The 26,473-nt window shown below is 39.3% G+C and carries 27 protein-coding genes and 2 pseudogenes; 17 read left to right on the top strand and 12 right to left on the bottom strand.

Annotated features, from left to right (window positions below):
- Window positions 1-140: 140 nt before the first annotated feature.
- From FN924_RS01495 to FN924_RS01470, 6 genes are all read left to right on the top strand, one after another.
- Window positions 141-1,157 carry an ABC transporter substrate-binding protein gene (locus FN924_RS01495; RefSeq protein ID WP_143891752.1) on the top strand — a complete coding sequence of 339 codons (1,017 nt, stop codon included), beginning with the start codon at window positions 141-143 and terminating at the stop codon, window positions 1,155-1,157.
- Window positions 1,157-1,447 (top strand): thiamine-binding protein, encoded by a 291-nt coding sequence (locus FN924_RS01490; protein WP_143891751.1) that lies wholly within the window; start codon window positions 1,157-1,159, stop codon window positions 1,445-1,447. The genes FN924_RS01495 and FN924_RS01490 overlap by 1 nt, the downstream gene beginning before the upstream one ends.
- Window positions 1,444-2,208, top strand: a complete 765-nt coding sequence (locus FN924_RS01485) for an ABC transporter permease (RefSeq protein ID WP_143891750.1) — start codon at window positions 1,444-1,446, stop codon at window positions 2,206-2,208. Before FN924_RS01490 ends, FN924_RS01485 begins: the two co-directional genes overlap by 4 nt.
- On the top strand, window positions 2,205-2,942 hold the full coding sequence (locus FN924_RS01480; protein ID WP_143891749.1) for an ABC transporter ATP-binding protein: 738 nt from the start codon (window positions 2,205-2,207) through the stop codon (window positions 2,940-2,942). The genes FN924_RS01485 and FN924_RS01480 overlap by 4 nt, the downstream gene beginning before the upstream one ends.
- Window positions 2,939-3,715, top strand: coding sequence for a TatD family hydrolase (locus FN924_RS01475; RefSeq protein ID WP_143891748.1), 777 nt, complete (start codon window positions 2,939-2,941; stop codon window positions 3,713-3,715). The genes FN924_RS01480 and FN924_RS01475 overlap by 4 nt, the downstream gene beginning before the upstream one ends.
- A gap of 112 nt (window positions 3,716-3,827) precedes the next feature.
- Window positions 3,828-5,306, top strand: coding sequence for an aldehyde dehydrogenase family protein (locus tag FN924_RS01470; RefSeq protein WP_143891747.1), 1,479 nt, complete (start codon window positions 3,828-3,830; stop codon window positions 5,304-5,306).
- A gap of 74 nt (window positions 5,307-5,380) precedes the next feature.
- Here FN924_RS01470 and FN924_RS01465 read toward each other — a convergent pair whose 3' ends face one another.
- The gene (locus FN924_RS01465) at window positions 5,381-5,641 is read right to left on the bottom strand and encodes a YqhV family protein (RefSeq protein WP_143891746.1); all 261 of its coding nucleotides are present in this window, start codon (window positions 5,639-5,641) and stop codon (window positions 5,381-5,383) included.
- A gap of 202 nt (window positions 5,642-5,843) precedes the next feature.
- Between FN924_RS01465 and FN924_RS01460 the strand changes: the two are divergent.
- A pseudogene (locus FN924_RS01460) lies at window positions 5,844-6,314 on the top strand (GNAT family N-acetyltransferase).
- A 27-nt stretch (window positions 6,315-6,341) separates the two neighbouring features.
- On the opposite strand, the gene FN924_RS01455 reads toward FN924_RS01460, so the two are convergent.
- Window positions 6,342-7,166, bottom strand: a complete 825-nt coding sequence (locus FN924_RS01455; protein WP_228409636.1) for a MurR/RpiR family transcriptional regulator — start codon at window positions 7,164-7,166, stop codon at window positions 6,342-6,344.
- 197 nt (window positions 7,167-7,363) lie between these two features.
- Here FN924_RS01455 and FN924_RS01450 point away from each other — a divergent pair, with 197 nt between their 5' ends.
- The 6 genes and pseudogenes from FN924_RS01450 (at window position 7,364) to FN924_RS01425 (ending at window position 12,154) form a co-directional block, all read left to right on the top strand.
- The gene (locus tag FN924_RS01450) at window positions 7,364-8,248 is read left to right on the top strand and encodes a DUF8171 family membrane protein (protein WP_194709678.1); all 885 of its coding nucleotides are present in this window, start codon (window positions 7,364-7,366) and stop codon (window positions 8,246-8,248) included.
- Complete coding sequence (locus tag FN924_RS01445; protein WP_143891744.1) at window positions 8,245-9,963, top strand: ABC transporter ATP-binding protein; 1,719 nt, start codon at window positions 8,245-8,247, stop codon at window positions 9,961-9,963. Before FN924_RS01450 ends, FN924_RS01445 begins: the two co-directional genes overlap by 4 nt.
- On the top strand, window positions 9,935-10,756 hold the full coding sequence (locus FN924_RS01440; protein WP_143891743.1) for an energy-coupling factor transporter transmembrane component T family protein: 822 nt from the start codon (window positions 9,935-9,937) through the stop codon (window positions 10,754-10,756). The genes FN924_RS01445 and FN924_RS01440 overlap by 29 nt, the downstream gene beginning before the upstream one ends.
- Window positions 10,757-10,768: 12 nt before the next feature.
- Window positions 10,769-11,545, top strand: coding sequence for a PHP domain-containing protein (locus FN924_RS01435; RefSeq protein ID WP_143891742.1), 777 nt, complete (start codon window positions 10,769-10,771; stop codon window positions 11,543-11,545).
- A gap of 95 nt (window positions 11,546-11,640) precedes the next feature.
- Window positions 11,641-11,796: pseudogene (locus tag FN924_RS01430) on the top strand (DUF4180 domain-containing protein); the annotation flags it as partial.
- Between the two features lie 127 nt (window positions 11,797-11,923).
- Window positions 11,924-12,154, top strand: a complete 231-nt coding sequence (locus tag FN924_RS01425; RefSeq protein ID WP_143891741.1) for a hypothetical protein — start codon at window positions 11,924-11,926, stop codon at window positions 12,152-12,154.
- 253 nt (window positions 12,155-12,407) lie between these two features.
- Here the strand turns inward: FN924_RS01425 and FN924_RS01420 are convergent, their stop codons facing one another.
- Complete coding sequence (locus FN924_RS01420) at window positions 12,408-13,739, bottom strand: methyl-accepting chemotaxis protein (protein WP_143891740.1); 1,332 nt, start codon at window positions 13,737-13,739, stop codon at window positions 12,408-12,410.
- A 258-nt stretch (window positions 13,740-13,997) separates the two neighbouring features.
- On the opposite strand from FN924_RS01420, the gene FN924_RS18765 reads away from it, so the two are divergent.
- The gene (locus FN924_RS18765) at window positions 13,998-14,171 is read left to right on the top strand and encodes a hypothetical protein (protein WP_158633900.1); all 174 of its coding nucleotides are present in this window, start codon (window positions 13,998-14,000) and stop codon (window positions 14,169-14,171) included.
- Window positions 14,172-14,274: 103 nt separating this feature from the next.
- Here FN924_RS18765 and treR read toward each other — a convergent pair whose 3' ends face one another.
- From treR to FN924_RS01385, 7 genes are all read right to left on the bottom strand, one after another.
- Window positions 14,275-14,988, bottom strand: coding sequence for a trehalose operon repressor (gene treR, locus FN924_RS01415; RefSeq protein WP_143891739.1), 714 nt, complete (start codon window positions 14,986-14,988; stop codon window positions 14,275-14,277).
- A 13-nt stretch (window positions 14,989-15,001) separates the two neighbouring features.
- Complete coding sequence (treC, locus tag FN924_RS01410; RefSeq protein WP_143891738.1) at window positions 15,002-16,675, bottom strand: alpha,alpha-phosphotrehalase; 1,674 nt, start codon at window positions 16,673-16,675, stop codon at window positions 15,002-15,004.
- Between the two features lie 109 nt (window positions 16,676-16,784).
- Window positions 16,785-18,221 carry a PTS system trehalose-specific EIIBC component gene (treP, locus tag FN924_RS01405; RefSeq protein ID WP_143891737.1) on the bottom strand — a complete coding sequence of 479 codons (1,437 nt, stop codon included), beginning with the start codon at window positions 18,219-18,221 and terminating at the stop codon, window positions 16,785-16,787.
- Between the two features lie 355 nt (window positions 18,222-18,576).
- Window positions 18,577-18,879, bottom strand: coding sequence for a PTS sugar transporter subunit IIB (locus FN924_RS01400; protein WP_143891736.1), 303 nt, complete (start codon window positions 18,877-18,879; stop codon window positions 18,577-18,579).
- Window positions 18,880-19,209 (bottom strand): PTS lactose/cellobiose transporter subunit IIA, encoded by a 330-nt coding sequence (locus FN924_RS01395; RefSeq protein ID WP_143891735.1) that lies wholly within the window; start codon window positions 19,207-19,209, stop codon window positions 18,880-18,882.
- Window positions 19,175-20,503: a PTS sugar transporter subunit IIC gene (locus tag FN924_RS01390; RefSeq protein WP_194709677.1), complete on the bottom strand. Its 1,329-nt coding sequence runs from the start codon at window positions 20,501-20,503 to the stop codon at window positions 19,175-19,177. Before FN924_RS01390 ends, FN924_RS01395 begins: the two co-directional genes overlap by 35 nt.
- Window positions 20,472-21,821, bottom strand: coding sequence for a 6-phospho-beta-glucosidase (locus FN924_RS01385; RefSeq protein ID WP_143891734.1), 1,350 nt, complete (start codon window positions 21,819-21,821; stop codon window positions 20,472-20,474). The genes FN924_RS01390 and FN924_RS01385 overlap by 32 nt, the downstream gene beginning before the upstream one ends.
- A gap of 241 nt (window positions 21,822-22,062) precedes the next feature.
- Between FN924_RS01385 and FN924_RS01380 the strand changes: the two genes are divergently transcribed.
- The 3 genes from FN924_RS01380 to FN924_RS01370 all read left to right on the top strand — a co-directional run bounded on the left by FN924_RS01380 (window position 22,063) and on the right by FN924_RS01370 (window position 24,178).
- Window positions 22,063-22,809: a GntR family transcriptional regulator gene (locus FN924_RS01380; protein ID WP_143891733.1), complete on the top strand. Its 747-nt coding sequence runs from the start codon at window positions 22,063-22,065 to the stop codon at window positions 22,807-22,809.
- The gene (chbG, locus tag FN924_RS01375) at window positions 22,793-23,491 is read left to right on the top strand and encodes a chitin disaccharide deacetylase (RefSeq protein WP_143891732.1); all 699 of its coding nucleotides are present in this window, start codon (window positions 22,793-22,795) and stop codon (window positions 23,489-23,491) included. Before FN924_RS01380 ends, chbG begins: the two co-directional genes overlap by 17 nt.
- A 300-nt stretch (window positions 23,492-23,791) precedes the next feature.
- Window positions 23,792-24,178: a sporulation protein gene (locus FN924_RS01370; protein WP_143891731.1), complete on the top strand. Its 387-nt coding sequence runs from the start codon at window positions 23,792-23,794 to the stop codon at window positions 24,176-24,178.
- A gap of 632 nt (window positions 24,179-24,810) precedes the next feature.
- On the opposite strand, the gene FN924_RS01365 is transcribed toward FN924_RS01370, so the two are convergent.
- Both FN924_RS01365 and FN924_RS01360 read right to left on the bottom strand, forming a co-directional pair.
- Entirely contained in the window at window positions 24,811-25,788 is a 978-nt protein-coding gene (locus FN924_RS01365; protein WP_143891730.1) for a ring-cleaving dioxygenase, read from the bottom strand.
- A 107-nt stretch (window positions 25,789-25,895) separates the two neighbouring features.
- Window positions 25,896-26,468, bottom strand: coding sequence for an LOG family protein (locus FN924_RS01360; protein WP_143891729.1), 573 nt, complete (start codon window positions 26,466-26,468; stop codon window positions 25,896-25,898).
- Window positions 26,469-26,473: the final 5 nt, after the last annotated feature.

The following is a 26,473-nucleotide window of genomic DNA, read 5'->3' as shown; positions in this document are numbered from 1 at the left end:
ACGTTTTTGTGTTCATTTATGTTTACATGCGCCAAGGCTCAAGCCTTTGGCGCTTTTTATTTATCCAAAAAATACTAGCTGGGTTCACCGAATCACGGGAAATTGGTGCAACGATTTCTATAATTAAGGAGGAATTGGATATGAAGAAATGGATGATCATCTCATTAATATTGCTAGTTGGACTACTAGCAGCTTGCGGGCAAGAACAAAGTAAATCCGCAGCAAAAGAAGAAGGAACCAGCACAAAAGAGCTTAAGAAGGTTAAAATTATGTTAGATTGGACCCCAAATACGAACCACACGGGCTTATATGTTGCAAAAGAAAAAGGTTATTTTGAAGAGCAAGGTTTAGATGTAGAGATTGTTCTTCCAGGAGAAGCTGGTGCCAATCAACTAGTTGCATCTGGACAAGCGGACTTCGGAATTGGGGCGCAGGAAAGCCTAACCCAAGCACGGGTCCAAGGGGTACCACTCGTGTCGATTGCAGCAATCATACAGCATAATACATCTGGGTTTGCTTCACCGAAAGATAAAAAGATTGACTCCCCTGCTGATTTCGAAGGGAAAACATACGGTGGATACGGAGACCCTGTCGAAAAAGCCGTTATTGACTCGTTAATGAAACAGGAAAATGCAGATGTCGAAAACGTTAATATTGTGAACATGGGGAATTCCGACTTTTTCACTGCGGTGGAAAGAGATATTGATTTTGCTTGGATCTATTATGCATGGACCGGAGTAGAAGCAGAGCTTCGTAACCAAAAATTAAACATGGTGTATCTAACCGACTACTCGGAAAAACTCGACTATTATACGCCTGTGCTTACGACAAGTGAAGATAAAATAAAAGAAGATCCAGATACAGTAAGAGCATTTGTCACTGCCGCTTCTAAAGGGTATAAATATGCCATTAACAATCCAGAAAAATCTGCTGAGATTCTCATTAAAGCTGTCCCAGATCTTGACCCAGAACTAGTGAGAGCAAGCCAAAAATGGTTGTCTCCAAGATATCAGGATGACGCAAAGCAATGGGGTGTTCAAAAGCTAGAGGTTTGGGAGAACTATGCAAGCTGGATGATGGACAATCAATTACTAGAAAAGAAACTCGATGCAGAGGCTTCCTTTACTAATGAATTTTTACCAGAGGTGAAGGAATAATGGCAAACGCATTATTAAGTATTCAAATCATACCGAAGACGAGAAATGGGGAAGATGTCATTCCATTTGTGGATGAAGCTATCGCAATCATCGACCAAGCTGGGGTGAAATATGAGGTGCATCCACTTGAAACGACGATGGAAGGCGAGTTAAGCAGGCTATTCTCTATCGTAGAAAAAATGAATAAAAGAATGGTTGAATTAGGAAGCCCTAGCATCATTTCGCAAATTAAAGTACTTTACAATCCAAATGGTGCTACCATGGACCGCTTAACGGAGAAATATCGATGAAACGATGGATCCAGAAAGGATGGCGTCCCACCACGTTGATTATCCTTTTGCTTGTCCTTTGGGAGGGAAGTAGCCGATGGTTGGATATTCCTGCCTGGCTACTCCCTTCCCCTAGTCAAATATGGAAAGAAGTGCTTGTATCCTGGTCAGATTTCCAAGGACATCTATTGGCCACCATTCGTTTAACATTCATTGGCTTTATATGCGGCTCAATCATTGGATTAGGGGTTGCTACCATTCTTCATCTGATGCCTAAAGTACGGGAAACGGTTTACCCACTCATCATTATTTCCCAAAACATCCCGACGATCGTGTTAGCACCCTTACTTGTAATCTGGTTTGGATTTGGGATTTTACCAAAGGTCATTGTCATCACCTTATTTTGCTTCTTTCCTATCGCAATTGCTACCTTAGATGGGCTGCGCCAAACCACCGATGAACTCAAGCATTACATGCTGATGGTTGGAGCTAGTAAAGGACAAATATTCCGTAAATTAGAGTGGCCCCATGCACTCCCTTCTATATTCTCTGGTTTAAAAATTGCAGCTACTTATAGTGTGATGGGTGCAGTTATATCTGAATGGTTAGGTGGAAATCACGGGATTGGGGTATTTATGACCCTCGCCTCTTCCTCCTTTCGAACGGACCGTGTTTTTGTATCCATTCTTTATATCGTGATATTGTGCTTATTATTCTTTTCCATGATAGTGACTGCTGAACGTCGTCTCATTCGCTGGAAGCCGAAAGGAGAAAAAAGATGAAAGCATTAGAGGTCCAACATATTTCAAAGTCCTTCGGTGAAGCCTTTGTCTTAAATGATCTTAACTTCTCCGTCAAGGAAGGGGAATTCGTGTCTATTTTAGGACCATCTGGAAGTGGAAAAAGTACTTTATTCCACCTGATTGGTGGGCTCATCACACCGGATGGTGGGAATTTTTTAATTAATGGGGAGAACGTCACGAATCAAAAAGGGAAAATCAGTTATATGCCACAATCTCCCTCGTTATTTCCTTGGAGAACGATTCTAAAAAATGTAACATTAGCTGCGGAAATTGTAGGAGAAAATAAGGAAACGGAAGCCATTCATATGCTAGAGCGCGCTGGGTTAAAAGGTTATGAACACGTCTATCCACATCAGTTATCCGGGGGAATGAAGCAGCGTGTTGCTTTTGTTCGAAGTCTATTGAGCCCACAATCTATCATTTGCTTAGACGAACCATTTTCTGCTTTAGATGAATTTACAAGACTGGATATGCAAACATGGCTAATGGACCTCTGGCAAGAGCAACAAAAAGCTATTTTGTTCGTCACACATAATATTGATGAAGCAATTTTTTTATCAGACAGAGTCATCGTGTTGTCTTCTAAGCCTGCTACCGTGAAGAAGGAGTTTGTCATTCCATTCTCTCGACCAAGGTTACCTAACTTATTATTGGAGGAAAAATTTCTGTCCCTAAAAAAACAAATTTATTCCGAATTGAGTGGTTCCTTATGAAGCCTATCATGGATGCACATATACACTTAGATATGTACAAGCAAAAGGAGCAAGAAACCATCCTTCAAGAGATGGAATCCTATAAAGTTGAAGCACTAATTGCCGTATCTTACTCACTATTATCCTGCAAACGGAATTTGGAGCTTCACAAAATGGATCCGCGCATAAAGGTAGCATACGGTCATCATCCAGAACAAGATTTACCCAGTAGAAAGAATCAAGAGGAGCTTGAAAGATTCCTCCTTTCTAATTCGGGGACGATGGTTGCAATCGGAGAAATAGGGTTACCATACTACAACATGCAGAAAACGAACCCTAGCTTATCTTTAGATCCCTACGTCCACTTTCTAGAACGGATGATTGTAATAGCGTCTCAAATTAAGAAGCCTGTTGTTTTGCATGCGGTGTATGACCATGCACCTATCGTTTGTGATTTATTAGAAAAACACAATAGTAAACAGGCCCACTTTCATTGGTTTAAGGGGGATGCAAAAACGGTAGAACGGATGATTGAAAATGGTTATCACGTCTCCTTTACTCCGGACTGCCTATACGAGCCTGAGATACAGGAATTGATTCAGAGGTATCCTATAGAACAGATGATGGTGGAAACAGACGGACCTTGGGGATTCAAAGGTCCGTTTGCGAATCAAATGACACATCCGAAAATGATCCATGCAGTCATTGAACAGATCGCTACCTTAAAGAAGCTACCTGTGGATGATGTTTATCAACAAATTTATTTGAATACAAAAATGTTCTATGCCTTGTAGGAGTACTATGAATCATTCTTTCATTGTTAAATATTCACGAATAGTGGTTACTAAAGCATCTTTCTGGGAACATTAGGAGTAATAATTCTATTGGAAAGGAAGCGTTCACTTTATGTCTGAAAGTCCAATCATGATAGACGCAATTATTAATGGAGAAAAATATAAGGTAGACAATCAAGCACCGAGGGAAAACCCAACTCATCCAGCTGAAGTTGTAGGATATGCACCTGTAAATACTCGCGAAGATACTATAAAAGCGATTGACGTCGCCTACGATACGTTTATTACATGGAGAGAGTCGTCCATAGATGAACGTATTAAGCGGATGAGAAAAGCTATTCAAAACATTAAAGATGCGACACCTGAAATTGCAAAATTGTTATCTAGAGAGCACGGAAAACCATTATATGATTCAGAAGGTGAAATTGGAGTCTCTTTAATGTGGATGGAATACGCCTGTGACCAAGTAAAAGAAGTCATTAAAAGCGACGTCCAGGAACATGATAACGGAAAGACAATCATTGCTAGAGATGCTATCGGCGTCGTTTCTGCCATAACACCTTGGAACTATCCCATTTCCCTTTCCACGATTAAAATTGCACCTGCATTGTTAACAGGGAACACAATGGTGTTAAAACCAAGTCCATTAGCGCCGCTGGCAGTAAGTAAAGTTGTAGAGCTAATTGCGAAAGAATTTCCACCTGGCGTTTTGAATCTTGTTCATGGAGAAGCAGATGTTGGAGTCGAGCTCACATCCAATCCAAAGGTCGCAAAGATTGCCTTTACAGGTGGTACAGAAACAGCAAAGCATATTATGAAAGCTGCTGCTGACACGATTAAGCATATGACACTGGAGCTAGGTGGAAACGATGCCGCTATTGTTTTAGATGACTTCGACATACAAGACGAGAAAGCGATGCGAAGACTTGTCATTTCTAATTTTCTAACAGCTGGTCAAATCTGTATGATTGCGAAAAGAATCTATGTACATAAGTCGATTTATGATCAATTTGTTGAAAAATATATAGAAGCGGCAAACAAATGGATTAGAGTAGGAGATCCTTTTGACAAAAATGTAACCGTTGGTCCAGTTAACAACCAGAAACAAGTCAAATATGTTCAAAGCTTGATTGACGATGCAAAAGGAAAAGGGGCTGAAGTCGTTAAGTTAGGAAAGATTCTCGATCAGGAGTTATATGAAGAGGGATATTTTATGCAACCTACTGTTGTACTAGGTGCAAATCAGGAGGATCCAATCGTCGTGAAGGAACAGTTTGGTCCAACTGTTCCAATATTACCTTTTAATGACGACGAACATGCTATAGAGCTAGCCAACGATAGTATTTTTGGACTTACTAGCTCTGTGTGGGGAAAAGAGGAGCACGCCGTAAAAATTGCAAAACACATCCAAGCCGGGACGACAATGATTAATACCGCTGCAGTTCAAGGGCTAGATGTACGTTTCCCATTCGGTGGTGTCAAGCAATCGGGAATGGGGCGCGAATACGGGAAAGAAGGTTTACTGGCATACACGGATACCCATGTTATTAATATTCCTAACACAAAGGATTTGCCTTATATCCCAGAATAAAAAAGTCGATAAGGATCAAGTACTACCTATCATAGTACTTGGTCTTTTTTCGTTTCCATTGATTTTTACATGAACTATTTCTTCACACCATATATAAGAAAAACAATTCCGAGGAAAATCCAAAAAAATTTACTTAAGGTCATCCTGTCTGACATGCCAACAAGCCCTAAGGTAGTCGTTACGATGAGAATAAGCGGTCCAATAATAGCAAGAGAACTGTTAATAACAAAGGCTTTTTCTATTTCGTTATATTTTAAAATTAAGAGAGCTGCAACAATTTCTATACATCCGGATAAAAGTCTAGTTATCGCTATGGCAAGTACTGCATGTATCATGTTTCCCCTCCTTAATTATGCATGTCCCTTATTTATATGAGCCATTCATCCTTTCCATGCCTATTGGTCATATTGCCTAAAACGACAATGATAGATCCGTACAAATTAGTTGAAACAAGTAACCAACTAGACTAATCCGTCAATTCTCAAAAGCTCTCCTTTAATTTATAATTAGATGAAACACAAAAGAGGAGGAGGAGTCATGACAAAAGCGGTGCTTCATTTTCGTTCCCCTACCCTACGTGACGTCCCAGCCATTGTTGAATTGCTTGCCGATGACCCGTTAGGAAGTCAAAGAGAACAAAACACGCATCCATTGCCAAATTCTTACTACGAAGCATTTCAAGCCATTGAATCAGACCCAAACAATGAGTTAGTAGTTGCTTTCATAGAACATAGGGTTGTTGGTGTTGCTCAAATAACATTTACTCCTTAACTTACTCACCAAGGGAGCTGGAGAGCAACCATCGAAGGAGTAAGAACTTCTTCCGCTTATCGTGGACAAGGAATTGGCGGTCAGTTAATTCAGTGGGCCATTGAACGAGCAAAAGAACGTGGCTGTCAGATTGTTCAACTAACCACGGATAAAACACGAGAGGATGCACATCGCTTTTATAAACGATTAGGCTTTTTAGCGACGCACGAAGGATTAAAATTGAAGTTGAAGGGTTGAAATGATGGCTTTCAACCCCTTCTGGTTTCAACGAGGTAGCTCTTTACTATATCGCTTTCTAAGCTCACTTAACCTTTCTAATCGATTCAGACTTTCCTGTTTATTCTCCATTCCGACTGCGATAATTAAGTTTTCGACTAAAAAGGTCGGGGCAACCATGGAATGAAATTCACTGATTTCCCCCCTACTTGCGAACATCGTACAGTTTGCTTGTGTAGAAAAATCAGCAATAAGCTGATCTGTAATGATAATAGTTTTATAACCGACTTGCTTGGAATAATCTAAAATGACTCGTGCTTCTGGTAATAAGCGGACAAATCCAAATAAAATGACAACACTATCTTTCTCCAAGTGGAGAAGCTCCTCCAACATTTCACTCCCACTCTTATCCATTATCCGTATGTCTAAACCGAATCTTGCAAGACGATACTGAAGTAAGGCACCTAGTCCTGCCGAAGGTCCCGGACAGTATACTCGAGTCTTTTTACTTGCTGTTAGGAGACGAACTGCCTGGCGAAAGGATGTGCTTGAAAACTGCTGCATCGTCTTATACAAGTGGGTAACGGATATATCCAAAATATGATGCTGCAATTCTTCCTCAGTGCCTCTGCCCATAATACGCTCCATTTTCCCTGCAGGAGAGACTTCCAACTGACTACGCATCTCTTGCTTAAAATCCTTGAAATTTTTATAGCCAACTACTCGCCAAAATCTTGACACAGACGCGATACTAACTTGGACTGCATCCGCTATATCTTTTTCCGTCGATAACAATACTTGCTGCGTATGCTTTTGTATGTAATCGGCAATTTGGTACTGACTAGGTGACATATGTGAGGTATCCCATTTCACCTGTAACAAATCGTCTCCCCCTTCCATTTCACCCGAAGAATAGCATATATAGTGATGACTTCCTATCTCTATGAAAGTTTTTTTACATAATGTTAAAAAATGATACGAAATTTACAAAATTTTCACTTGGACAACACGAGAGATTCATAATGGTTTTTTACAATTAAGATAATTCGAATATAAGGAGGTAATGAACCGTGCCTGAATTAAAAGAAAGGTATGTCTTAACACAATCTCAGAAGATGATGGTTTTTATTTTGTCTATGTCTTTATATGGATTATCTAACATGATTACCGAACTCGTCCCCTCCGTAAATGTTGGTCCTGTGGAATTTTCGATTGAATACTTTGCGTTTATTCCATTAACCCTTTGTATCTTATTTCACCCTTTGTATGCCGCTATTGGTGCTGCTTTAGGAGAAGTAATCTTTGGAGAAATTATGCTCGGTCAGTTCGGAGGGTTTGGCGAGCTTGAGAAATTTATCGGATTCTCTCTCGCTATGTTTATTGCAGGTTCACTAGTAAGTAATCCACGAAACAAGAGACAAGTAGGTACAGCTGCGATTCTAGGTGTTGCCATTCATCAATTTATTAGCTGTACCGTTGATATTCTAAAAGTTTGGGTTGGTGTAGAAGAGCTGGAAGCAGTACCTGGATTAGCCGAGAGTGTTGTTGTCGTAGAAGGCTTCGCATTCTTAAATGATGTGTTGTTTTCTGGGATTCTTTTCGCTTTACTTCCAACGCTATATTTAGTACCACGCCTTTATGGAAAAATTGAACCCCTTCTAGGAATGAAACCCCGTGATACTTCCATTAAGTACTCTACTGCCGAGGTTTTAACTCCAAGACTTATTACCGTAGCTGTTGTTCTAGCATGTAGTGCTTTTCTTTTCGAATACTTATCCGAAACAGACTTTAATTATGAGTGGGAAGCAGATTTCCTAGGAACGTTCGGAGATTGGTTTATCTGGGTTAGCATTGGGACTGCCGCTCTAGTTGCTGCCATTACTGTTTTCGTCATGCTTAAAATGAAACAAAATAAATCTAAGCCCTCTAACGAGGATCAGAGGATCCCATCATGACCGAACAGCTTGTCATCGAAAATGTCACCTTCCAATATCCAGGAGGGGATCTGCCTGTATTGCGTAATGTCTCTCTTTCAATAGAAAAGGGAGACTTTATCGCCATAATGGGCAGTAATGGCAGTGGAAAATCAACACTTTGTAAACTGTTCAACGGTCTCATTCCACATTACTATGTAGGAGATTTTTCAGGGAAAGTTACAGTAAACGGACTTGTAACAACAGAACATAAAGTAGCAGAATTATCCCAAAATGTCGGATATGTATATCAAGATTTTGAAAACCAGCTTGTAAGTCCACGCGTTCTTGACGATGCAAGCTTTGCGCCTTTAAATTACGGGTATCCAGATTATAAGGAAAAAGGAAAGACAGCATTGGACTTAGTCGGTCTATACGGGCATGATGACGAGTTTATCTGGCAATTAAGTGGGGGACAAAAGCATTTGCTCGCTTTAGCTGGTATCTTATCTCTAGACCCAGATGTACTCATCATAGATGAACCCGTCGCTCAATTAGATCCCGCACATGCAGAAGAAACATACCGCATCCTAAAACGGTTAAATGAAAAATACGGGAAAACAATCATTGTGATTGAGCATCATACGGAATTCATTGCGGATTTCTGTAAACATGTCGTGTTAATGGATAAGGGCGAGGTTGTATGGAAAAAGAAGACAGAGGATGGTTTACGAGAAGTTGATCAGTTATTGAAGCGACAAATATATCCACCACAAGTAACGCAAGCTGCCTATTCCATCAATCCAGACGACAAAGGAATTTTACCCATTCACCTGGACGAAGCGATGGCCTATTTTTCACATCCAATGACGGCTTCAGCTGCTGAATCCATGGTTAAATCTGAGCAATCGGAATCTATTATACAAATGGAAGAGGTAAGCTTTTCGTATAAAACCATCAATCGATCAAAGAAGCAAGTACTACAACATATAAATCTGGATATTCATAAAGGAGATCTAATCGCACTAGTCGGAAATAATGGGGCTGGAAAATCCTCCTTGATGCGCTTAATTACAGGCCTATCTAAACCAGAGTCAGGACACGTTTTTGTAAAAGGGTTGGATACGAAGAAGCAGTCTCCCGAGCATTTGGCAGACCTCGTAACCTATATTTATCAAAACCCGGAAGAAATGTTTATTGAAGACTCCGTGCGAAAAGACGTAGAGTTCTTTTTAAAAGCACGTAACATACCAAACTACAAAGCAATCGTCGATGACATTTTAGAAGCTTATGACCTTACTCACCTTCAAGAACGAGATAGTCGATTAATGAGTGGTGGACAACAGCGACGAGCTTCTTTAGCTATTGGTGTTGCCATGAACCCTTCCGTCATTCTACTTGATGAACCGACAGCAAATCTTGATATTGCAACGAGAAAGCATATTACGAAGTTAATTGGAACCTTAAAAGAACACGTAGAAGCTGTTGTTATTGCGACACATGACATGCAATTAGTTGCTGAGTGGGCAAGTCGGATCATTGTGCTACATGAGGGACAAATCATTCACGATGGTGATCGAGAATCTGTCTTTCAAAACCAATCATTACTAGATGTAGCTGGACTTAAAGCACCTCAAATCCTCCAGCTTAGCAAGCGGCTTAACCTTTCTCCACTTGCTTATACCGTTCAAGATTTTGTTCAAGCCGTACAAAGAGAGGAGGCAACGCATGGAATACACCCGCAAACTATCGGATAAGCTTTCAGTTGAGCAAATAAAGATTGAATTACTAAATACAGCATACGGAAACGGAGATACATTTCTAGCAAAGCTAGATCCTCGTACTCTTTTTATCTGGTATTTATTTTTTGGAATAGTACCGTGGTTTCTTCATAGTGAAATTGTTTTGTTTGGCTTCTTTTTATTTATGGTTGTTACGACCATTTCGATTCGAGTAAGTCCACTCATTATCTTTATCCTTTGCCTAGGATTGCTAGGACAAGGAGGGTATTTGTTAGTTGCTTCTTGGTTTTTCGGAGGAAACGGAAGCGTTATTCTACCTCTACTTCTTTTAACGTTAAAGCTTTCTACAATATCTTTAGCAAGTATTACCGTGTTCTGTTCGATGGACCCGGATAAACTCAGCAATGGATTGTTAAAGATTGGGGTGCCAGGCCAAGTATCATTTAGTATTGCGTATGGTTATCGAATGCTCCCAAGTCTACTAGAGGAATACCACCACGTCTTTCTATCCTTTCGGTTAAGGGGGAAAGCTCCAAAAAAACACGGTTTCCTTTACGTGAATTCTATCTTTTATTTCGTGAGGCTTGCTGTTTTATCGTTCTACCCACTTTTATTAAGCACGTCTAAACGAGCAAGAACAACCGTGGAAGCCCTAGAAACAAAAGGAAGTTTATATGGGTTTAACCACCCAGAGGTAAAGAAAATTAAGCTAGCTCATTTAAAGATGGAGAAACGCGATTATTTATTTTTACTCGTTTCTGCTATCTATGTTTGTGGAATATTTGGTATTGGATATATGGTGAATTAAGGGGGAACAGTTATGAATATAGATTTCCATACACATGTGAAAATCTCAAAAAAATCTGCTTTTATGCCTGACTATTTTAAGGAAATGATGCAGGAAGCAAAGGAAAATGGCTTAACCGCTTTAGCGATGACCGAGCATTTCAATACAAGTCGCTTTACAGATATATATGATTATTTAGAAGCGAACTACCCATATGAACATGGCTATTATGACATTCATGGCCTGAAATTATTTCCCGGGATGGAAGTAGATATCTTTGAAACGGGGCACATCCTTCTTATCGGAGATCGTTCAGACATTTTACAAATTCGAGAGGCTTTAAATGAGCATACAGAAAGAGTATCATTCGTGCACTTTGACCAGCTCATGGAAATCACAGCACCATATAATCTGTTAAAAATTGGCGCTCATCCGTTTCGTGAGAGTACACCACTTTATCATTTAAAGCCTGAGCAGCTCAGCCAGCTTGATGCGTTGGATTTAAATGGAAAAGACCTTCATTCCCAAGGAATAGAACCTTATCAAAGCAAGATGAAGAATTTTTCTGAACAACTCAACCTTCCTATCGTTGGTGGTAGTGATACACATCAATATTTCCAATATGGGTGTGTGTACAATGAATTCAAAGAAGAGTGTCAGGATGTTAATGATTTAAAAAACTGTATACAAGGTCGCCGTTACAATGTGACCGTATCTAATGATTTACACCTTAAAGTAAAAGCAGCCATTGTGGTTAAAAACCTTTTAAAGAAGCAACTAGATAACAAGGAAGCTGCAACCGCTCAATAAAGCAATAAACGTAGAATAGAGTGATGAATGGGTAGTTAGTCTTTCAACGGGCTATATTACCCTTTTTTCAATCTACGATACTTATTTATCTGTTAATTACCTACCATGTAACGTTTGTAATTTTAGGAGATTTTTCTTCTTATACAAGTAAACCATTAAGAGATTTTATATATGAGTGCAATAACGGAAAGCAAGTGTTTTTTGTCTCAACAGAACAAGAAGCCATTGATAAATTATCTCATGCCATATAAAAGATAGGCACCTTAGGAACAAAGACGTCATCCTTCGTCAACGTACAAAAATATAGACTTTGAACATTCATTTTTTATTTGTAATGGGGAAACATAAAGAGTAAGAAAATATTCTTAGGAGGATATGATGTCAAAGAATAAAGATAATCAAAAGGAGACTTTAACGGAAAGTTCTATTCGAAAAGCTAAAGTAAATAGATATGATGAAATTCCTGATAATGAAATAGAGAAAGTAAATCAAGCATTAAATGAAAAGTTTTACCCAAGTAATAAAAAGCATCACTCCTCTCCAGCAGCCTATCTAAACAATAACACAGCTGCTATTGATGTAACAGAAAACGAAGAAAGCGAAAGATAGAAATGGGAACAAGAGGTTGAGACAAACGTATAGGAAGCAATGAAAAAACGAATAATTATAATAGTGCCTATACCCTGCTCCGGAAATATACGACGCTTTCCGCGGGCGGCTGGTGAGCCTCCTCGTGCTGACGTACTGCGGGGTCTCACCGATGCCTTTCCTCCCACTGGAGTCTACGTATGTTTCCGGAGCTAGTATAGGCTGTTGTTCGGCTTATCTTTTAGTTATGTCCCATATAATCGTTCCATTTCAGCTATTTTATTTTGAACATATTTATCTGATCATTTAATTTAATTGCTAATTCATCTAACTCTTTAGCAGAGTTTGCAATGATCTCCGTGGATGCTAGCTGCTCTTGCCCAGTTGCAGATATTTCCTCCGTGCTTGCAGCAAACTCCTCTATTTGAGATGTGATATCTTGAATTTGGATAGACACCGTCTTAGAGTTTCCGTTTACTATTTTCATCGCCTCTGCAGTTTGTGTAAATCCTTCTACAATTCCTTCATACATATGCTTAATTTTTTCAAAGGCTTCTTTTGTAATTTTTAATGCATCTCTTTGTTCTTCTACCAATTGATTGGATTGCTCAATATTAGAAACAGCTAAGTCCGTCTTATCCGAAGTTCCTTCAATAATCGTTGTAATCTCACTTGCTGATTTTGAGGTTTCTTCTGCTAGCTTGCGAATCTCATCCGCTACGACAGCAAATCCTCGACCAGATTCACCGGCTCTAGCTGCTTCAATAGACGCATTTAGTGCTAATAAATTTGTTTGTTCTGCTATGGAAGTAATAATATCAACAAAGCCAGTTACTTGATTAATCATACTTCTGAGATCATGAATGGAATGAGTGACTTCACTTGAAACATGAAGGGTTTCATCCATTTTTTTCGTCTGCCTATCAACACTTCTCTGACCTTCCTTAATGGACTCAATAGAATGAGATGCTTGCTCAGCATTGGCAGAAGTTTTCACGGCAATCTCATCTATAAGGTTGACTACATCGGATAAGGTTTTACTAATGTCATTCATCGTCTCCGCTTGTGCAGAATTACCTGCTGCCAATTGATCAATCGTTGTCACTACATGTGTAATAGAATTGACGTTCTCATCTGTATTTTTATTCAAGCTATCTGACTGGTTTGTAACCGTTGAAGATACGGTTTGTAGTTCCTTGGCCATGTCCTTCAGTACTTTTCTTGTTCCATATAACGCCCTTGCCATCGATCCCGTTTGATCCTTTATTTTTAACAGTTTTTCTAAATCTTTATCTGAATCAGACAGATCTAAATCAGCTGTTTTTTCTGCAAACTCTGTTACTTTTACAATTGGTTTTTCAATCGCTTTTCCTATGAAGTAGGATAAGACTATCCCAATAATCAAGGAAATCAGTAATCCCCACAATATTGGTGCTGGGAGTATAAAACCTGATTGCATTTGCTCAGCCGCTTCTGTATTTGTATTGGGAGTAGCTGCACCACTGGTACCGCTCCTCATGATTATGGATGCACCTACGTTAATAATTGCCACCAAAATAGAGTTGATTAAGGATAAGAGGATAATCTTTGTTGATATTTTTTTCATTTTGCCATGTCCACCTTTTTGTCATATTGTCTAGTGCGAGTATCGGTCTAGCGCAAAAAGCATATGTACTTATTTTGACAGCTAGTCACTTACCTTGATTTTGATTATCCTACATAAACCTTAAAATAACCTTAAACATACGTGATACTAATATCATTCCTTTTTTATCCCTAGTTCCATACGTTTTCATTCCCCTAGTTTGAAGGATAGAGTTCCTGTCTATAGTATTACTAGAGTATGTTGAAATGGAGGCGAATAATGGGAGACTTTTTTGATGGTTTAACAGATGCTGAACAAACACGATACAAAAAACTATCAATGCAATTCAACGCTACGACGGATATAGATGAGAAAAAGAAATACATCCCTCTTCTTGTTTTATTAGAAGAAAAAGGGAGAATAGAACTAGAAAAAAAGAAAAAACGTAATTAGATTGGTCTAGGAGTAGTATTCCTTTGTCATCCTTGCCTATTTTCCTGCGTCTAAATATACCCACAAAAAAATCCTGTCTTCCAAGCGGAATACAGGATTCATCTTATACATTCCTTCGTGCAAAATCTACAAATCGAAATTTATCTGGTCTGTGTCTGGATTCCGTATATTGAAACAGACTTGCATCATCCAGATACACATAGTTTTTAATAATCACAATGTTGTGAAAGCCTTCTAGATCCAATAGCTCTCTATCCTCTTCTGAAGGTTCTTCCACAACAATTTCTTTCTTCGCAAAGCTTATAGATAGGTTTAACTCATTTTCGATGTAATTATAGATAGAATCTTCACAGATTTCTTTCGTGATAGTAGGTACAAATTGTTGGACGAGAAAGTCTTTGTCCAAAATAATCTTATCGCCACCAATTTCACGGGTTCGAATAATTTTCCATACCTTATCTTTTTCCGAAACATTTAATTGCTTTCGGATATAGTCCTCAGGCTTTTCAAGGGATAGCTCGTTTACAATCGTTTTAGCTTTACCGTCCATCTTCTGCGCGAGCTCTTTAAAGCTCACTAGTCCGGAAACTGGAAAATCAAACTTACTTCGATCAATGACAACTGAACCTTTCCCACGTATCTTTTGTATAAATCCATTTTGAGAAAGTAAATTCAATGCTTTTCGAATGGTTTCCCGTGAAGTATCATAACGATCTTTTAACTCATTTTCCGATGGAAGCAAGCTCCCTGGTTCATACATTTGTTGTTCAATTTGCTTCGAAATTTCATTATAGATCGTTAAATACTTGTTATTCATGGTAAGCCCTCTTCTACTTTTTTAAATGGAATACAAGCGATTCATACGGACGCAATGTCATGGATGACGCTAGTGTTGAAGCAGAATCCTTATAATTAGAGAGAATCAGCTTTTGCTCTGACGCGTCCACTTTAATATCCATGGGAAGTTCGATTACAGTTTCCTTGCCATAAAAGTTATTCAAGACAAGGATCTCTTCGTTGTTTCTAGTTCTTCTATATGCAAAAATATCATCATGGTCCTTTAAAATCAACTCATAGTCGCCATGAACGATGATATCATATTGCTTTCTTAGACGAATTAATTGCTGATAATGGTAGAAGATAGAATCTCGATCGGCAAGTGCATTCTCTGCATTAATTTCTTTATAATTCTCAGCAGGTTGAATCCAAGGAGTCCCCTTTGTAAATCCAGCATTTTCACTACTGTTCCATTGAACAGGGGTTCTGGAGTTGTCGCGAGATTTCTGTTTCAGAATCTCAATAATCTCCTGCTCAGACATCCCTTCTTCTTTTTTAATATCGAAAATATTTAGGGATTCTACATCACGATAATCCTCAATCTTATCAAAGTTTGGATTTGTCATCCCAAACTCTTCCCCTTGATAAATATACGGGGTTCCCTTCATGAGATGAATGGTAGTCGCTAGCATTTTTGCGGATTCTTTATGGTATCGTTCATCATCTCCAAATCGTGATACAACCCTTGGTTGATCATGATTACACCAAAATAACGCATTCCAGCCTCCGCCTTCATGCATTTCCACCTGCCAAGTAGACAAGATATCCTTTAATTCCTGAAAGTTAAAGTCTGCCTTCGTCCATTTATCTCCATTCGGATAATCTACCTTTAAATGATGGAAGTTAAAGGTCATACTTAACTCTTCACGGTCTGGATGTGTGTACTTAATACAATGATCGATCGTCGTAGAGGACATTTCTCCGACGGTCATCATATCGTAATGGGAAAACACACGCTGGTTCATCTCATGCAAATACGCATGAACTCTTGGTCCATCTGTATAAAATTTACGCCCATCCCCTGAATCATCATTTGGAAAGTCCTGATTTTTGGAGATAAGATTGATAACATCTAATCGGAACCCATCTACTCCTTTATCTAACCAAAACTTCATCATGTCATATACAGCGGTACGCACTTGTTCGTTTTCCCAATTCAAGTCAGCTTGGGTGACATCAAATAAATGCAAGTAATATTGACCCGTTTGTTCATCATATTTCCATGCATTCCCACCAAATTTGGACTGCCAGTTCGTTGGTTCCTTTCCATTAATCGGGTCCTTCCAAATATAAAAGTCTCGGTATCCGCTATTTATTGAACTTCGCGATTTTTGGAACCAGTCATGCTCCGTAGAAGTATGATTCACTACAATATCCATGATGATTTTAAGTCCACGCTGATGCGCTTGATCCAATAGCTGTTCAAAGTCCTCCATCGTTCCATATTCTGGGTGAATATCGAAATAGTTACTAATATCATAGCCGTTATCTTTCTGCGGAGATTCATAAATCGGCGTTAACCATAATACATCCACCCCAAGCTCCTTTAAATAATCCAGCTTTTCTATAATACCTTGAATGTCTCCAACGCCATTACCAGTCGTATCGTTAAAACTTTTCGGATAGATTTGATAAACAACTGAATCCTTCCACCACGGTTGTGTCATGTTTTCATCACCTACTGTTATGTTATAAAGTCGAAAAGCAACCAAATTCGCATATGGTTGCTCTCATTCTAGATGTAAAGAAAATAGGGAGAGTGACTCCCCCTATTTATTATTTTCCTAAGCTTTTATAAGCTTTTTTACCCCAAGGCATGCGAGCAAACGCCATTGTTAAGGCAATTGGCACTATAACTGCAACTGCCATTGAGATAAAGAACATCGGCCAATCTTGGAATTGAATAGAAAGGAATCCTGGAATTCCTCCAACCCCAATCGAGTTTGCAAAGACGTCACTTCCAACTGAGATAATCGCTGCAATCGAAGAACCAATCATTGCTGCTACAAATGGGAATACATATTTTAAGTTAATCCCGAACATCGCAGGCTCTGTTACCCCTAGATAACAAGAGATGGCTGCTGGCACGGAAACTTGCTTTTCTTTTTCATCTTTATTATTCAAGATAATCATCGCAACTACAGCAGAACCTTGTGCGATATTGGATAGTGCAATCATCGGCCATAAGTTCGTACCATTAAACTCACTCATAAGCTGTAAATCTATTGCATTGGTCATGTGGTGTAACCCAGTAATAACGAGTGGTGCATAAGCAAATCCAAAGATTGCGGCAAACAACCAGCCAAATGCTGAGGTTAACCCAGAATACACAACATCTGAAATCCAAGTACCAATTGTCCAACCAATTGGTCCAAGTACAACGTGTGCGACTAGCACTGCTGGAATTAAAGCAAAAAATGGAACGAAAATCATCGAAACCACATTTGGAATTACTTTACGTAACCAAATTTCTAAATAAGCAAGTACGAAGCCTGCTAGGATAGCCGGAATGACTTGTGCTTGATACCCGATCATTTCAACCGTAGCAAACCCGAAATCCCAAACCGGAATATCTTCTGCTCCCGCAACTCCATAAGCATTAAGTAACTGCGGAGAAACGAGCGTGATACCTAATACAATCCCAAGAATTTGTGTCGTACCCATCTTTCTAGAAATCGCCCACGTAATACCAACCGGTAGGAAATGGAAAATCGCTTCCCCAATTAACCACAAGAAGGAATGGACGCCTGCCCAAAATTGAGAAATGTCCACCAATGTTTGTTCATTTTCTGGTCCAAACATTCCAATTGCACCAATCACGTTTCTAAAGCCTAGAATAAGACCCCCGACTACTAGTGCTGGAATTAACGGAGTAAAGATATCTGCCAAGTGAGAAATCAAGCGTTGTAGTGGGTTCATATTTTGCTTCGCTGCCACTTTTGCCTCATCCTTGGATGTATCGCTAACTCCTGCTATCTTCGTGAATTCATTATAAAAAGATGATACCTCATTCCCAATAATAACTTGGAACTGTCCTGCATTCGTAAACGTTCCTTTGACTAAATCAATCTCTTCGATTTTTTCTGCATCCGCTTTCTTTGGATCGTTTAAAACGAAGCGCATTCTTGTCGCACAGTGTGTAACGACTGAAATATTATCACTACCACCGACATGCTCAAGCAACTGTTTCGCCGGATCTGTAAATTTACTCATCACATATTCTCCTTTTCTGCATGTTCACTGCCCATATTTTCTCATAAAATAATAATTCCATTCATCAAAACTTGTATATACATGTTTTGATTGCGTTTTCATTATATCTTGTATATACATGTTGTGTCAACCTTTCATGAATTTTTGAATGAAGGTGCGTAGATTCTATACTAGCATCGAGAAATTTATCAGCGATTTTTTCGCTATATCGGCGAAAAAATCTGTATATCAGCTTTTTTTATCCTATATCAGCGAAAAATTTTTTATCGGCGTTCACCGCCCAAATAACAGCGGTAAAATTACTTATTACATAAAGAAAAACCCCGAACTAATTCGGGGTTTAGAAAATCTAATATTATTTAGCTAGTGTTACAGCTTGATCCAATACTTTGTCACCTTGCATCATGCCATAGGCCATCTGATTAATAACATCTACTTTTATACCTTTAGGTTCTAGTTGTTCTTTTATTTTTCTTTCTAAATATCGGACTTGAGGTCCGATTAACACGACGTCCAACCCATCTAAATGATTTTTCAATTCGGACTCCGACACCGCGTTAATCGTTGCATCCATCTCTCTTTTTTCTGCTTCAGCTCTCATTTTACTTACAAGCATGGACGTCGACATGCCAGCGGAACAAACGAGTAAGATATTCAATTATTGTCCCTCCACTTGTTTTATCTTTTCGTACATTTCAATCATTTCATTCGCTAAATCCTTCACAGTCATGGCGGTCATCAGATGATCTTGAGCATGAACCAGTATGACAGATACTTCATTTTTCTTTCCCTCTGCTTCCTCTTGGAGCAATTGTGTTTGAACATGATGCGCCTGTGCAAACTCTTCATTGGCTTCTTCGATTTTTTGACGAGCTGCTTCAAAATCATACTCCTTTGCGAAGGCAATTGCCTCCATGGAACTGGATCTGGCATTTCCTGCGTGAAGGATGATATTAAACGACAGCGTCTCGATCTTGGTTGTAATCATTAGAATCCGTCCCTTTCATATCTTTGTTTAATGCTCGAACTCCCGCCATAACAAACGGTATATACATGGCTACCGCAATACCTAAGTTAATAATCTGTAGGGCAATTCCTCTCCAGCTTCCTCCAGTAACGAGGTAACCACTTAGAATTGGTGGCGTTGTCCAAGGAACAATTGCGACTGTTTTAGGCACTAACCCTGTTGATAAGGCAATGTATGAAACAATGGTCAACGTTACAGGAACAAGGATAAATGGAATAAGCATAATTGGATTCAACACAATTGGTAACCCGAAGACAACCGGCTCATTAATATTGAACAAACCAGCTGGTGCGGAGAGCTTTGCAACCTCACGATACGGATGCTTTTGTTGACCTCGTACGACTAAGAAGATGGCGATTAATAAAGCAATCGTAGTTCCTGAACCACCCATAAATACGAAGGAATCAAGGAAGGGCTTCGTTACAGTATAAGGAACGTCGAATGCGGATGTACCTTCCTGAAACAAACGCAGGTTTTCTTCAATTAGCGGTAAATATAACGGCTCAATAACGGAACCAATAATGTTCGTGCCGTGCAAACCGAAGAACCATAATAAGTGATTCAAGAAGGCAACAATCATCGCTGCAGGTAATGTATTTCCAAGCCCTTGTAATGGCTCTTGAATAACTGTAAAGATAAATTCAAAAATACTTTGCTCTGCAAATACGGTCATTAATGCCTGGAATAATCCGACTAGTATCAAGATGATGGATGCAGGAATAAGTGCTTTAAAGGATCTTGCTACCCCGTCAGGAACTCCTTCTGGCATTTTTATCGTGAAGTTGGAGCGAATCAGTACTTTAAACAATTCGGTCGTTATAATTGAAAGAATTAGAGCCACGAATAAGCCTTGAGCTCCTAACCAAGCAAAGTTCAATCCCCAGTCTTCTGTAGCTGGCACAAGCATAATATAAGATGCTGCTGAAATTAAACCAGCGGATAAGCCATCTAGTTCATACGATTTCGCAAGATTATAAGCGACTGAAAAGGAAACTAACAGTCCTAATACGGCAAAGCTCCCGTTCCAAATCGTCCCACCTACAAGCTGCCAATTCCCATCCCCAAAAATGCCATTCATCCAACCGACAAAGTCGAAAGCTCCAAAAGCAGGAAAGTTATTAATCAGAACAGCCAGTGACCCAATAATAATGAGTGGCATGATAGCCACAAAGCCATCTCTTATCGCCACTAAATGTCGCTGTGAACCAATCCGACCAGCAATTTCAATAAACTTTTGCATGTACCTGTTTTCCATTTTCTTTCCCCCCATAAAATTGTGGTAAATGAGCTCGGTGAGCGTCTAAAAGCTCATCCAATACTTCTTTACTTCTTTTTTCATCCGCCACTAACGGGTTCATGACTAGGGATGTATATGCATCGTTGTAATTTCCAGAAATAGCGGCTCTAACAACTAGCTCTTCGAAAGCCTTCATTTGTAGCGTGATTCCTTTAATAGTAGGAGGTAATGAACCAACCGCAATTGGTTTCGGCCCATCCTTCGTAATCACACAATTCACTTCAATAACTGCATCATCCGGTAAATCCGCGATTGCTCCATCATTTCTCGTATTTACGGTTTGTATATCCTCTTTGTTGTTATGAATGGAGTCCATTAAGCTACAGGCTACATCACTATAGAAAGCACCTCCTCTTTTTTCTAATTCCTTTGGTTTTTCTGATAGACTTGGATTTTTATAGATTTCAAACAGTGATTTTTCTAGACTCTGAACAACTTCTGCTCTTGTGCCATTTTCTTGGAAAGCTTGTAGATCTTTATGAAGAACATCACGTGTTTGAAAGTAATACTGATGATAAGGATTTGGGAGTAGTCGTGTTGATTCGATGAAGGTTTTAGACCATCCTAAATTGACGATGTTTGCTGGAGAATAATCCACTCGGTCATCACATAACCGATCCAACACCTCTTGTGTTCGATTGACTCCATGAACCAATACCTTCTGACCAAAAACAAAATGATTCATACCGACAAATTCTATTTGAACGGCTTGCGGTTTTACCTCTAGTATCTCAGCGATAGAATGCTTCATATTGTAAGGGATGTTACAAACTCCAATTACCTTTTGATGAGGAGAATGCTTTAATAAAGCTTCTGTTACAATTCCCGCTGGATTCGTAAAATTAATAATCCATGCTTCAGGGCAAATCTCATGCACATCTTTAGCTAAATCGAGTAAAACAGGAATCGTTCGAAGCGCTTTAAAAACCCCACCAGCTCCATTCGTCTCTTGACCAATAAATCCATGACTCAGTGGAATCCTTTCATCCGCTGCACGAGCCTTTAATCCACCTACTCGAATTTGGGTTGCGATGTAGTCTGCTCCTACAAACGCTTCTCTTCGATTCAATGTCCAAGATAGCTTGATAGGTTTTCCAGATGCTTCAATCATGCGTGAAGCAAGGTTTCCGATAATATCTAGCTTCTCTTTTCCATCTTCAATATCCACGAGCACAACTTCCTCTACCGGAAAGCTCTCATGCCGTTTTAAAATTCCTTCCATAAGTTCAGGTGTGTAGCTAGAGCCTCCTCCAACAATGACGACCTTTATACCCATTATGTAACCTCCCCACACTAAATGAAAGCGCTTTATAATTATTTGATTAAAGAAGGACTATTCGTCCTTCGATGTCTGCTACCTTTGTCTTATTCGATTATATAAAATGTATCATACAAATTTATAATTGTCTATACAATATAAGTAAACAAATTAAAATTTGTTACTACAATGTAATTTGTTGTTATTATCAGTACTTTTTTGTACACTTTATGTATTAAACCATTGGAGGAGAACAGACATGGAAAAAACCCAGTCCCTTCACGCCTATATAAAAGAGGAAATCATTAATCGAATTAAGACAGGGGTTTATGAAAAAGGAGAACAAATTCCAACTGAATTAATGCTGTGCGAAGAGTTTGACGTTAGCCGGACAACGGTTCGAGCAGCGTTACATCAGCTAACCTTGGAAGGATACCTCGTACGTCAACAAGGAAAAGGAACCTATGTCGCCGAGCAAAAAGTGAAGCAAACATTATCGAGTACCGTTGAAACGTATAGTGAGCAAATTGCTGTCCAAGGAAAACGGGCAGAGATCACGTTAGTAAATTTAGAAGTTTTACCTGCCAACGAATGGATTCAAGAGTCTTTAGATGTAAACGTTAGTGATCCCATTCAACGGATAGAACGAATCCGGAAAGCTAACGGAGAAACCACACAATATGAAATATCGTATATCCCTTGGGGAATTGCTCCAGGGATCACGAAACAACAGGCAGAAACTTCTCTATACACCACATTAAAAGAAGCGTTCGGGGTTCATATTGCAAAAACGGTGGAGCATATTGAAATTACTTTAGCAGATGAACGAATCAGCAAACAACTACATTGTGAGCCTGGCTTACCATGTTTTTATATCGAAACAATCGCCGAATCGACAGAAGGTAAAAAAATCGAATATTCACGCTCGTACTTCCGGGGGGATAAGACAAACTTTGTAATTGAGCGTAATTATCCTTGGAGGGAACAAAATGAAGGTACGGATTAATGCGGATGATTATGGATTAACGAAAGGGATTACGGACGGGATAATACGTGCTCATCAGAATGGAGTAGTCACCTCTACGACGATGATGATGAATGGAAAAGCTGTAGATTATGCGGTAGAGCAAGCAAAGCTAAACCCTTCCTTAAAGGTGGGGATTCACCTTGTTTTAACATGGGGAAAGCCTGTTTCAGAAGAAGTGAATAAGCTAACGAATTCGGATGGCTTATTCCGTTTTACAAGCATCTTTGACCCATCCGATCCACCAAACCTAGACCATTTGGAAAAAGAATGGACTGCACAAATTGAGGCATTCTTGCGAACAGGCCTCCCATTAAGCCATATCGATAGTCACCATCACGTCCATGGATGGCCACCTGTACAAGCGCTTATAGCAAAACTAGCAAAAATCTATCAAGTACCGGTTCGCGTTGTGGGCACATTAAAGAATCAACCCGATATAACGATGACCGATATACTTTGGGACGGTTTTTATGGCGAGGGTGTAAGTGGTAGGTTGTTTGATGAACTACAAACGTTAGACGTAGATTCCGTTGAAGTCATGACACACCCTGCTATCGTTGATGAAGAATTAGAAAGTATGACCTCTTACGCGTATCCTCGTAAAAGAGAACTAGATTTGTTATGTTCGATGAGAGTGCCTAGCTGGGTTGAATTGTTCTAACGCACTGACGACGGGCTCAATATCTTCTTTTCCTAGTTAGAAAAAATAGTATTGACCCTTTTGAAAACGTGGATTATGATATAGGTACAACTTAAGACTAAGCCAATCTCCAAAGGGGAGTAGCTAACAGTTACGTCGACAGGACGTGGGATTTTTCCACCGGCTAAACTGGCAACGAATACGTTGTTTGCGAGACCTTTGCCTTTATCGGTAGAGGAATATAGGATGTTATAGCCTTTACCATGATCTGGTGAAGGTTTTTTGTTGGCAATTATATTACAGAACGAGAGGTCATATACGTTGATTAACAAAGTACTCAATATGATGAAGGTAGGCTCCGCAAAAGTGGACCTGAAGCTAGCATCTAGAGAACTAAAGCATGGTGAGCACTTAACAGGCGTTTTCGAATTAAAAGGTGGCTGGGTCAGTACGAAACTTAAGCGATTAGAGTGTGATCTGGTCCGTGAATGCCCTGGAAAGAAACCAGAGTTTATTGAGCCGGTAAAAACTTTGCTAACTTCTAAAACAATTAACTTAGGAGAGCAACAAGAGATTGCTTTTTCCTATCTTATTCCAGCTAATCTAGAGCCATCCTCTGAGGATGTAAAATACTGCTTACGTACAAAAGTCGTCTTTATGGACGATGTAAAATGTGTAGACAGTGACGAGATTGTTGTTAAAAAATAACTAACTAAATCTTGTCCCTATTATCAAAGTAAGACCACTTGCAACTGATGAATTAGCATGGGGCTGTACCATGGAATAAAAAACAAAGAACCTCTCATTTTTAGATTCACTCTAAAATGGAGGTTCTTCTTACTTCTTAAACTAGAGCCGTTTTTGGTAGCCTTTTAAAAAAATTCATAGTCTACTAGACCATCATCATATTAATGAGACCTATAAACAGCAGTACTAGAAAAAAGGAGGCTAATCCAACTTTCTTATTATTGTTCCCTAACAATCTACGAATAACCGTCTCTACTATTCTAAAAATCACCCAAAGAATGATTAAACATGGAACTAGAATGATTAAACCTTTTACTATCGGCGTGAAGTCTATGAACTGAATACATATGTTAGCAATAATAAGTAAGATAGGAACAGTAATACATGCAGCTAAATCATTTTCCGACTCAACATCACCACTCCTTAACGCACCTCATTTTAAACACCTTACTTTATAAGTATATAGGTCTAAAGAGGTGTCATGTCATAAAAGGAACCTCCTTTGTTTATAAAAACTAGGAGGCATTTTCTTATTTAAGACTCATATTATTTAATACTAATTCAACCAGCCTAACCATAAAATCTATTCACTATTATTCCTTCTTAAAGTCAATCGTACTACGAACAGTATCAATTGGTCGAACCATGCTTTCAATTTGCTCACGCTTCGGTTCTAGGAACGGAGGTAAGGAAAGTTTTTCTCCTAATGTTTCGTAAGGTTCGTCCCCCATAAATCCTGGTCCATCTGTCGCAAATTCGAATAAAATTTGTGGTGCAACACGTGAGTATAAGGATTTAAAGAAGAAGCGATCTACAAACCCAGAGGTTTGGAAACCGAACCCTTTCATTCGCTCATCCCACTCGTCCAGTTCTTTACGATCCTCCACTCGGAAGGCAGCATGGTGAACCGTTCCAAAGCCTTGACGTGCTTGTGGTAGCATCACATTGTGCTCGACTATGACGGATGCTCCATTGCCACCTTCGCCGACTTCAAATAGATGTACGGATCCATCTTGATCCACTTCTCTAAACAATAACACTTTTTCTAGCATTTCTTTAAAGAAATCAAAATTTTGTATTCGTATATGCAGTGGTCCAAGCCCAGTAATAGCATATTCTAATGGGATTGGTCCCTTTTGCCACGGAATACCCGCATCTACTCCTTCATTGTTTTCATCCGATACTAGCTGATACTGTTGCTCATCAAAATCTTCAAAGGAAAGTGACTTTTTCCCGAATTGTTCTTTAATCCCACTATGCTTTACTTCTAATCGATCAAATCGCTTTACCCAATATTCAAGTGCTTCATCACTAGGAACACGGAAGCCTGTACGATAAATCTCGTTTGTACCGTGCGTCCCTTTCGGTATGCCCGGAAAATCAAAAAATGTCATATCTGTTCCAGGGTTTCCCGTATCATCCGCAAAGAACAAATGGTAGGTCTGAATATCATCCTGATTTACAGTCTTTTTTACAAGTCGCATCCCTAACACAAACGTGAAAAATTCATAGTTCTTCTCTGCACTACTTGTGATAGCCGTTACGTGGTGAACTCCTTTTAGTTGGTTCAACATTATTCCCTCCGTTACAGTAGAATTTTGTATGGATATATGTCGTTAAGATTTAAATTATCTTTAATTCGAGATAAATATACCATGCGCATCATTCCAAAGTCAATTTACTGATTTTCATAGGTCTTCATGCCAGGTGCGATGTAATCCTCAAACCTATCTAGTAGCATTTCGGAGCTTTCTTCTACGATTACCATGTCTTTATAGCGTTCTTGCATAAATTGCTCGTCTACCATATGCGAAAAGAAGTCGACTAATGGACCGTAATAATGATTCGTATTTAATAAACCACAAGGCTTTTTATGTAATCCAATTTGGGCCCATGTTAATACTTCAAAAAATTCCTCCATCGTTCCCGCACCGCCAGGCAAAGTAATGAACCCATCCACCAATTCTGCCATTTTCGCTTTCCGTTCATGCATTGTTTCAACGATGATTAAGTCCGTTAATGCTTTATGGGATATCTCGCGTTCCTCCAAGAAACGGGGCATGACGCCAATCGCTTGTCCCCCATTTTCTAGTACGGAATTCGCAACCGCACCCATTACTCCAACACTTGCTCCTCCATAGACAAGGGCAATATTGCGGCTTGCCAATTCTTTTCCTAATCTCCGGGCTGCTTGTACATATTCTTCCGTAGCTCCTTTACTTGATCCACAATAAACAGCAACTCGATTCATAATTC

Origin of the sequence: Radiobacillus deserti, assembly GCF_007301515.1 — a bacterium.
In the GTDB taxonomy this organism is placed as follows: domain Bacteria; phylum Bacillota; class Bacilli; order Bacillales; family Amphibacillaceae; genus Radiobacillus; species Radiobacillus deserti.
This window is presented reverse-complemented; position numbering and strand designations above follow the sequence as displayed.

Coding starts and splice junctions, on each gene's coding strand:
- FN924_RS01495 (WP_143891752.1), top strand. CDS start 141: ATGAAGAAATGGATGATCATCTCATTAATATTGCTAGTTGGACTACTA.
- FN924_RS01490 (WP_143891751.1), top strand. CDS start 1,157: ATGGCAAACGCATTATTAAGTATTCAAATCATACCGAAGACGAGAAAT.
- FN924_RS01485 (WP_143891750.1), top strand. CDS start 1,444: ATGAAACGATGGATCCAGAAAGGATGGCGTCCCACCACGTTGATTATC.
- FN924_RS01480 (WP_143891749.1), top strand. CDS start 2,205: ATGAAAGCATTAGAGGTCCAACATATTTCAAAGTCCTTCGGTGAAGCC.
- FN924_RS01475 (WP_143891748.1), top strand. CDS start 2,939: ATGAAGCCTATCATGGATGCACATATACACTTAGATATGTACAAGCAA.
- FN924_RS01470 (WP_143891747.1), top strand. CDS start 3,828: ATGTCTGAAAGTCCAATCATGATAGACGCAATTATTAATGGAGAAAAA.
- FN924_RS01465 (WP_143891746.1), bottom strand. CDS start 5,641: ATGATACATGCAGTACTTGCCATAGCGATAACTAGACTTTTATCCGGA.
- FN924_RS01445 (WP_143891744.1), top strand. CDS start 8,245: ATGACCGAACAGCTTGTCATCGAAAATGTCACCTTCCAATATCCAGGA.
- FN924_RS01440 (WP_143891743.1), top strand. CDS start 9,935: ATGGAATACACCCGCAAACTATCGGATAAGCTTTCAGTTGAGCAAATA.
- FN924_RS01435 (WP_143891742.1), top strand. CDS start 10,769: ATGAATATAGATTTCCATACACATGTGAAAATCTCAAAAAAATCTGCT.
- FN924_RS01425 (WP_143891741.1), top strand. CDS start 11,924: ATGTCAAAGAATAAAGATAATCAAAAGGAGACTTTAACGGAAAGTTCT.
- FN924_RS01420 (WP_143891740.1), bottom strand. CDS start 13,739: ATGAAAAAAATATCAACAAAGATTATCCTCTTATCCTTAATCAACTCT.
- FN924_RS18765 (WP_158633900.1), top strand. CDS start 13,998: ATGGGAGACTTTTTTGATGGTTTAACAGATGCTGAACAAACACGATAC.
- treR (WP_143891739.1), bottom strand. CDS start 14,988: ATGAATAACAAGTATTTAACGATCTATAATGAAATTTCGAAGCAAATT.
- treC (WP_143891738.1), bottom strand. CDS start 16,675: ATGACACAACCGTGGTGGAAGGATTCAGTTGTTTATCAAATCTATCCG.
- treP (WP_143891737.1), bottom strand. CDS start 18,221: ATGAGTAAATTTACAGATCCGGCGAAACAGTTGCTTGAGCATGTCGGT.
- FN924_RS01395 (WP_143891735.1), bottom strand. CDS start 19,209: ATGATTACAACCAAGATCGAGACGCTGTCGTTTAATATCATCCTTCAC.
- FN924_RS01390 (WP_194709677.1), bottom strand. CDS start 20,503: ATGGAAAACAGGTACATGCAAAAGTTTATTGAAATTGCTGGTCGGATT.
- FN924_RS01385 (WP_143891734.1), bottom strand. CDS start 21,821: ATGGGTATAAAGGTCGTCATTGTTGGAGGAGGCTCTAGCTACACACCT.
- FN924_RS01380 (WP_143891733.1), top strand. CDS start 22,063: ATGGAAAAAACCCAGTCCCTTCACGCCTATATAAAAGAGGAAATCATT.
- chbG (WP_143891732.1), top strand. CDS start 22,793: ATGAAGGTACGGATTAATGCGGATGATTATGGATTAACGAAAGGGATT.
- FN924_RS01360 (WP_143891729.1), bottom strand. CDS start 26,468: ATGAATCGAGTTGCTGTTTATTGTGGATCAAGTAAAGGAGCTACGGAA.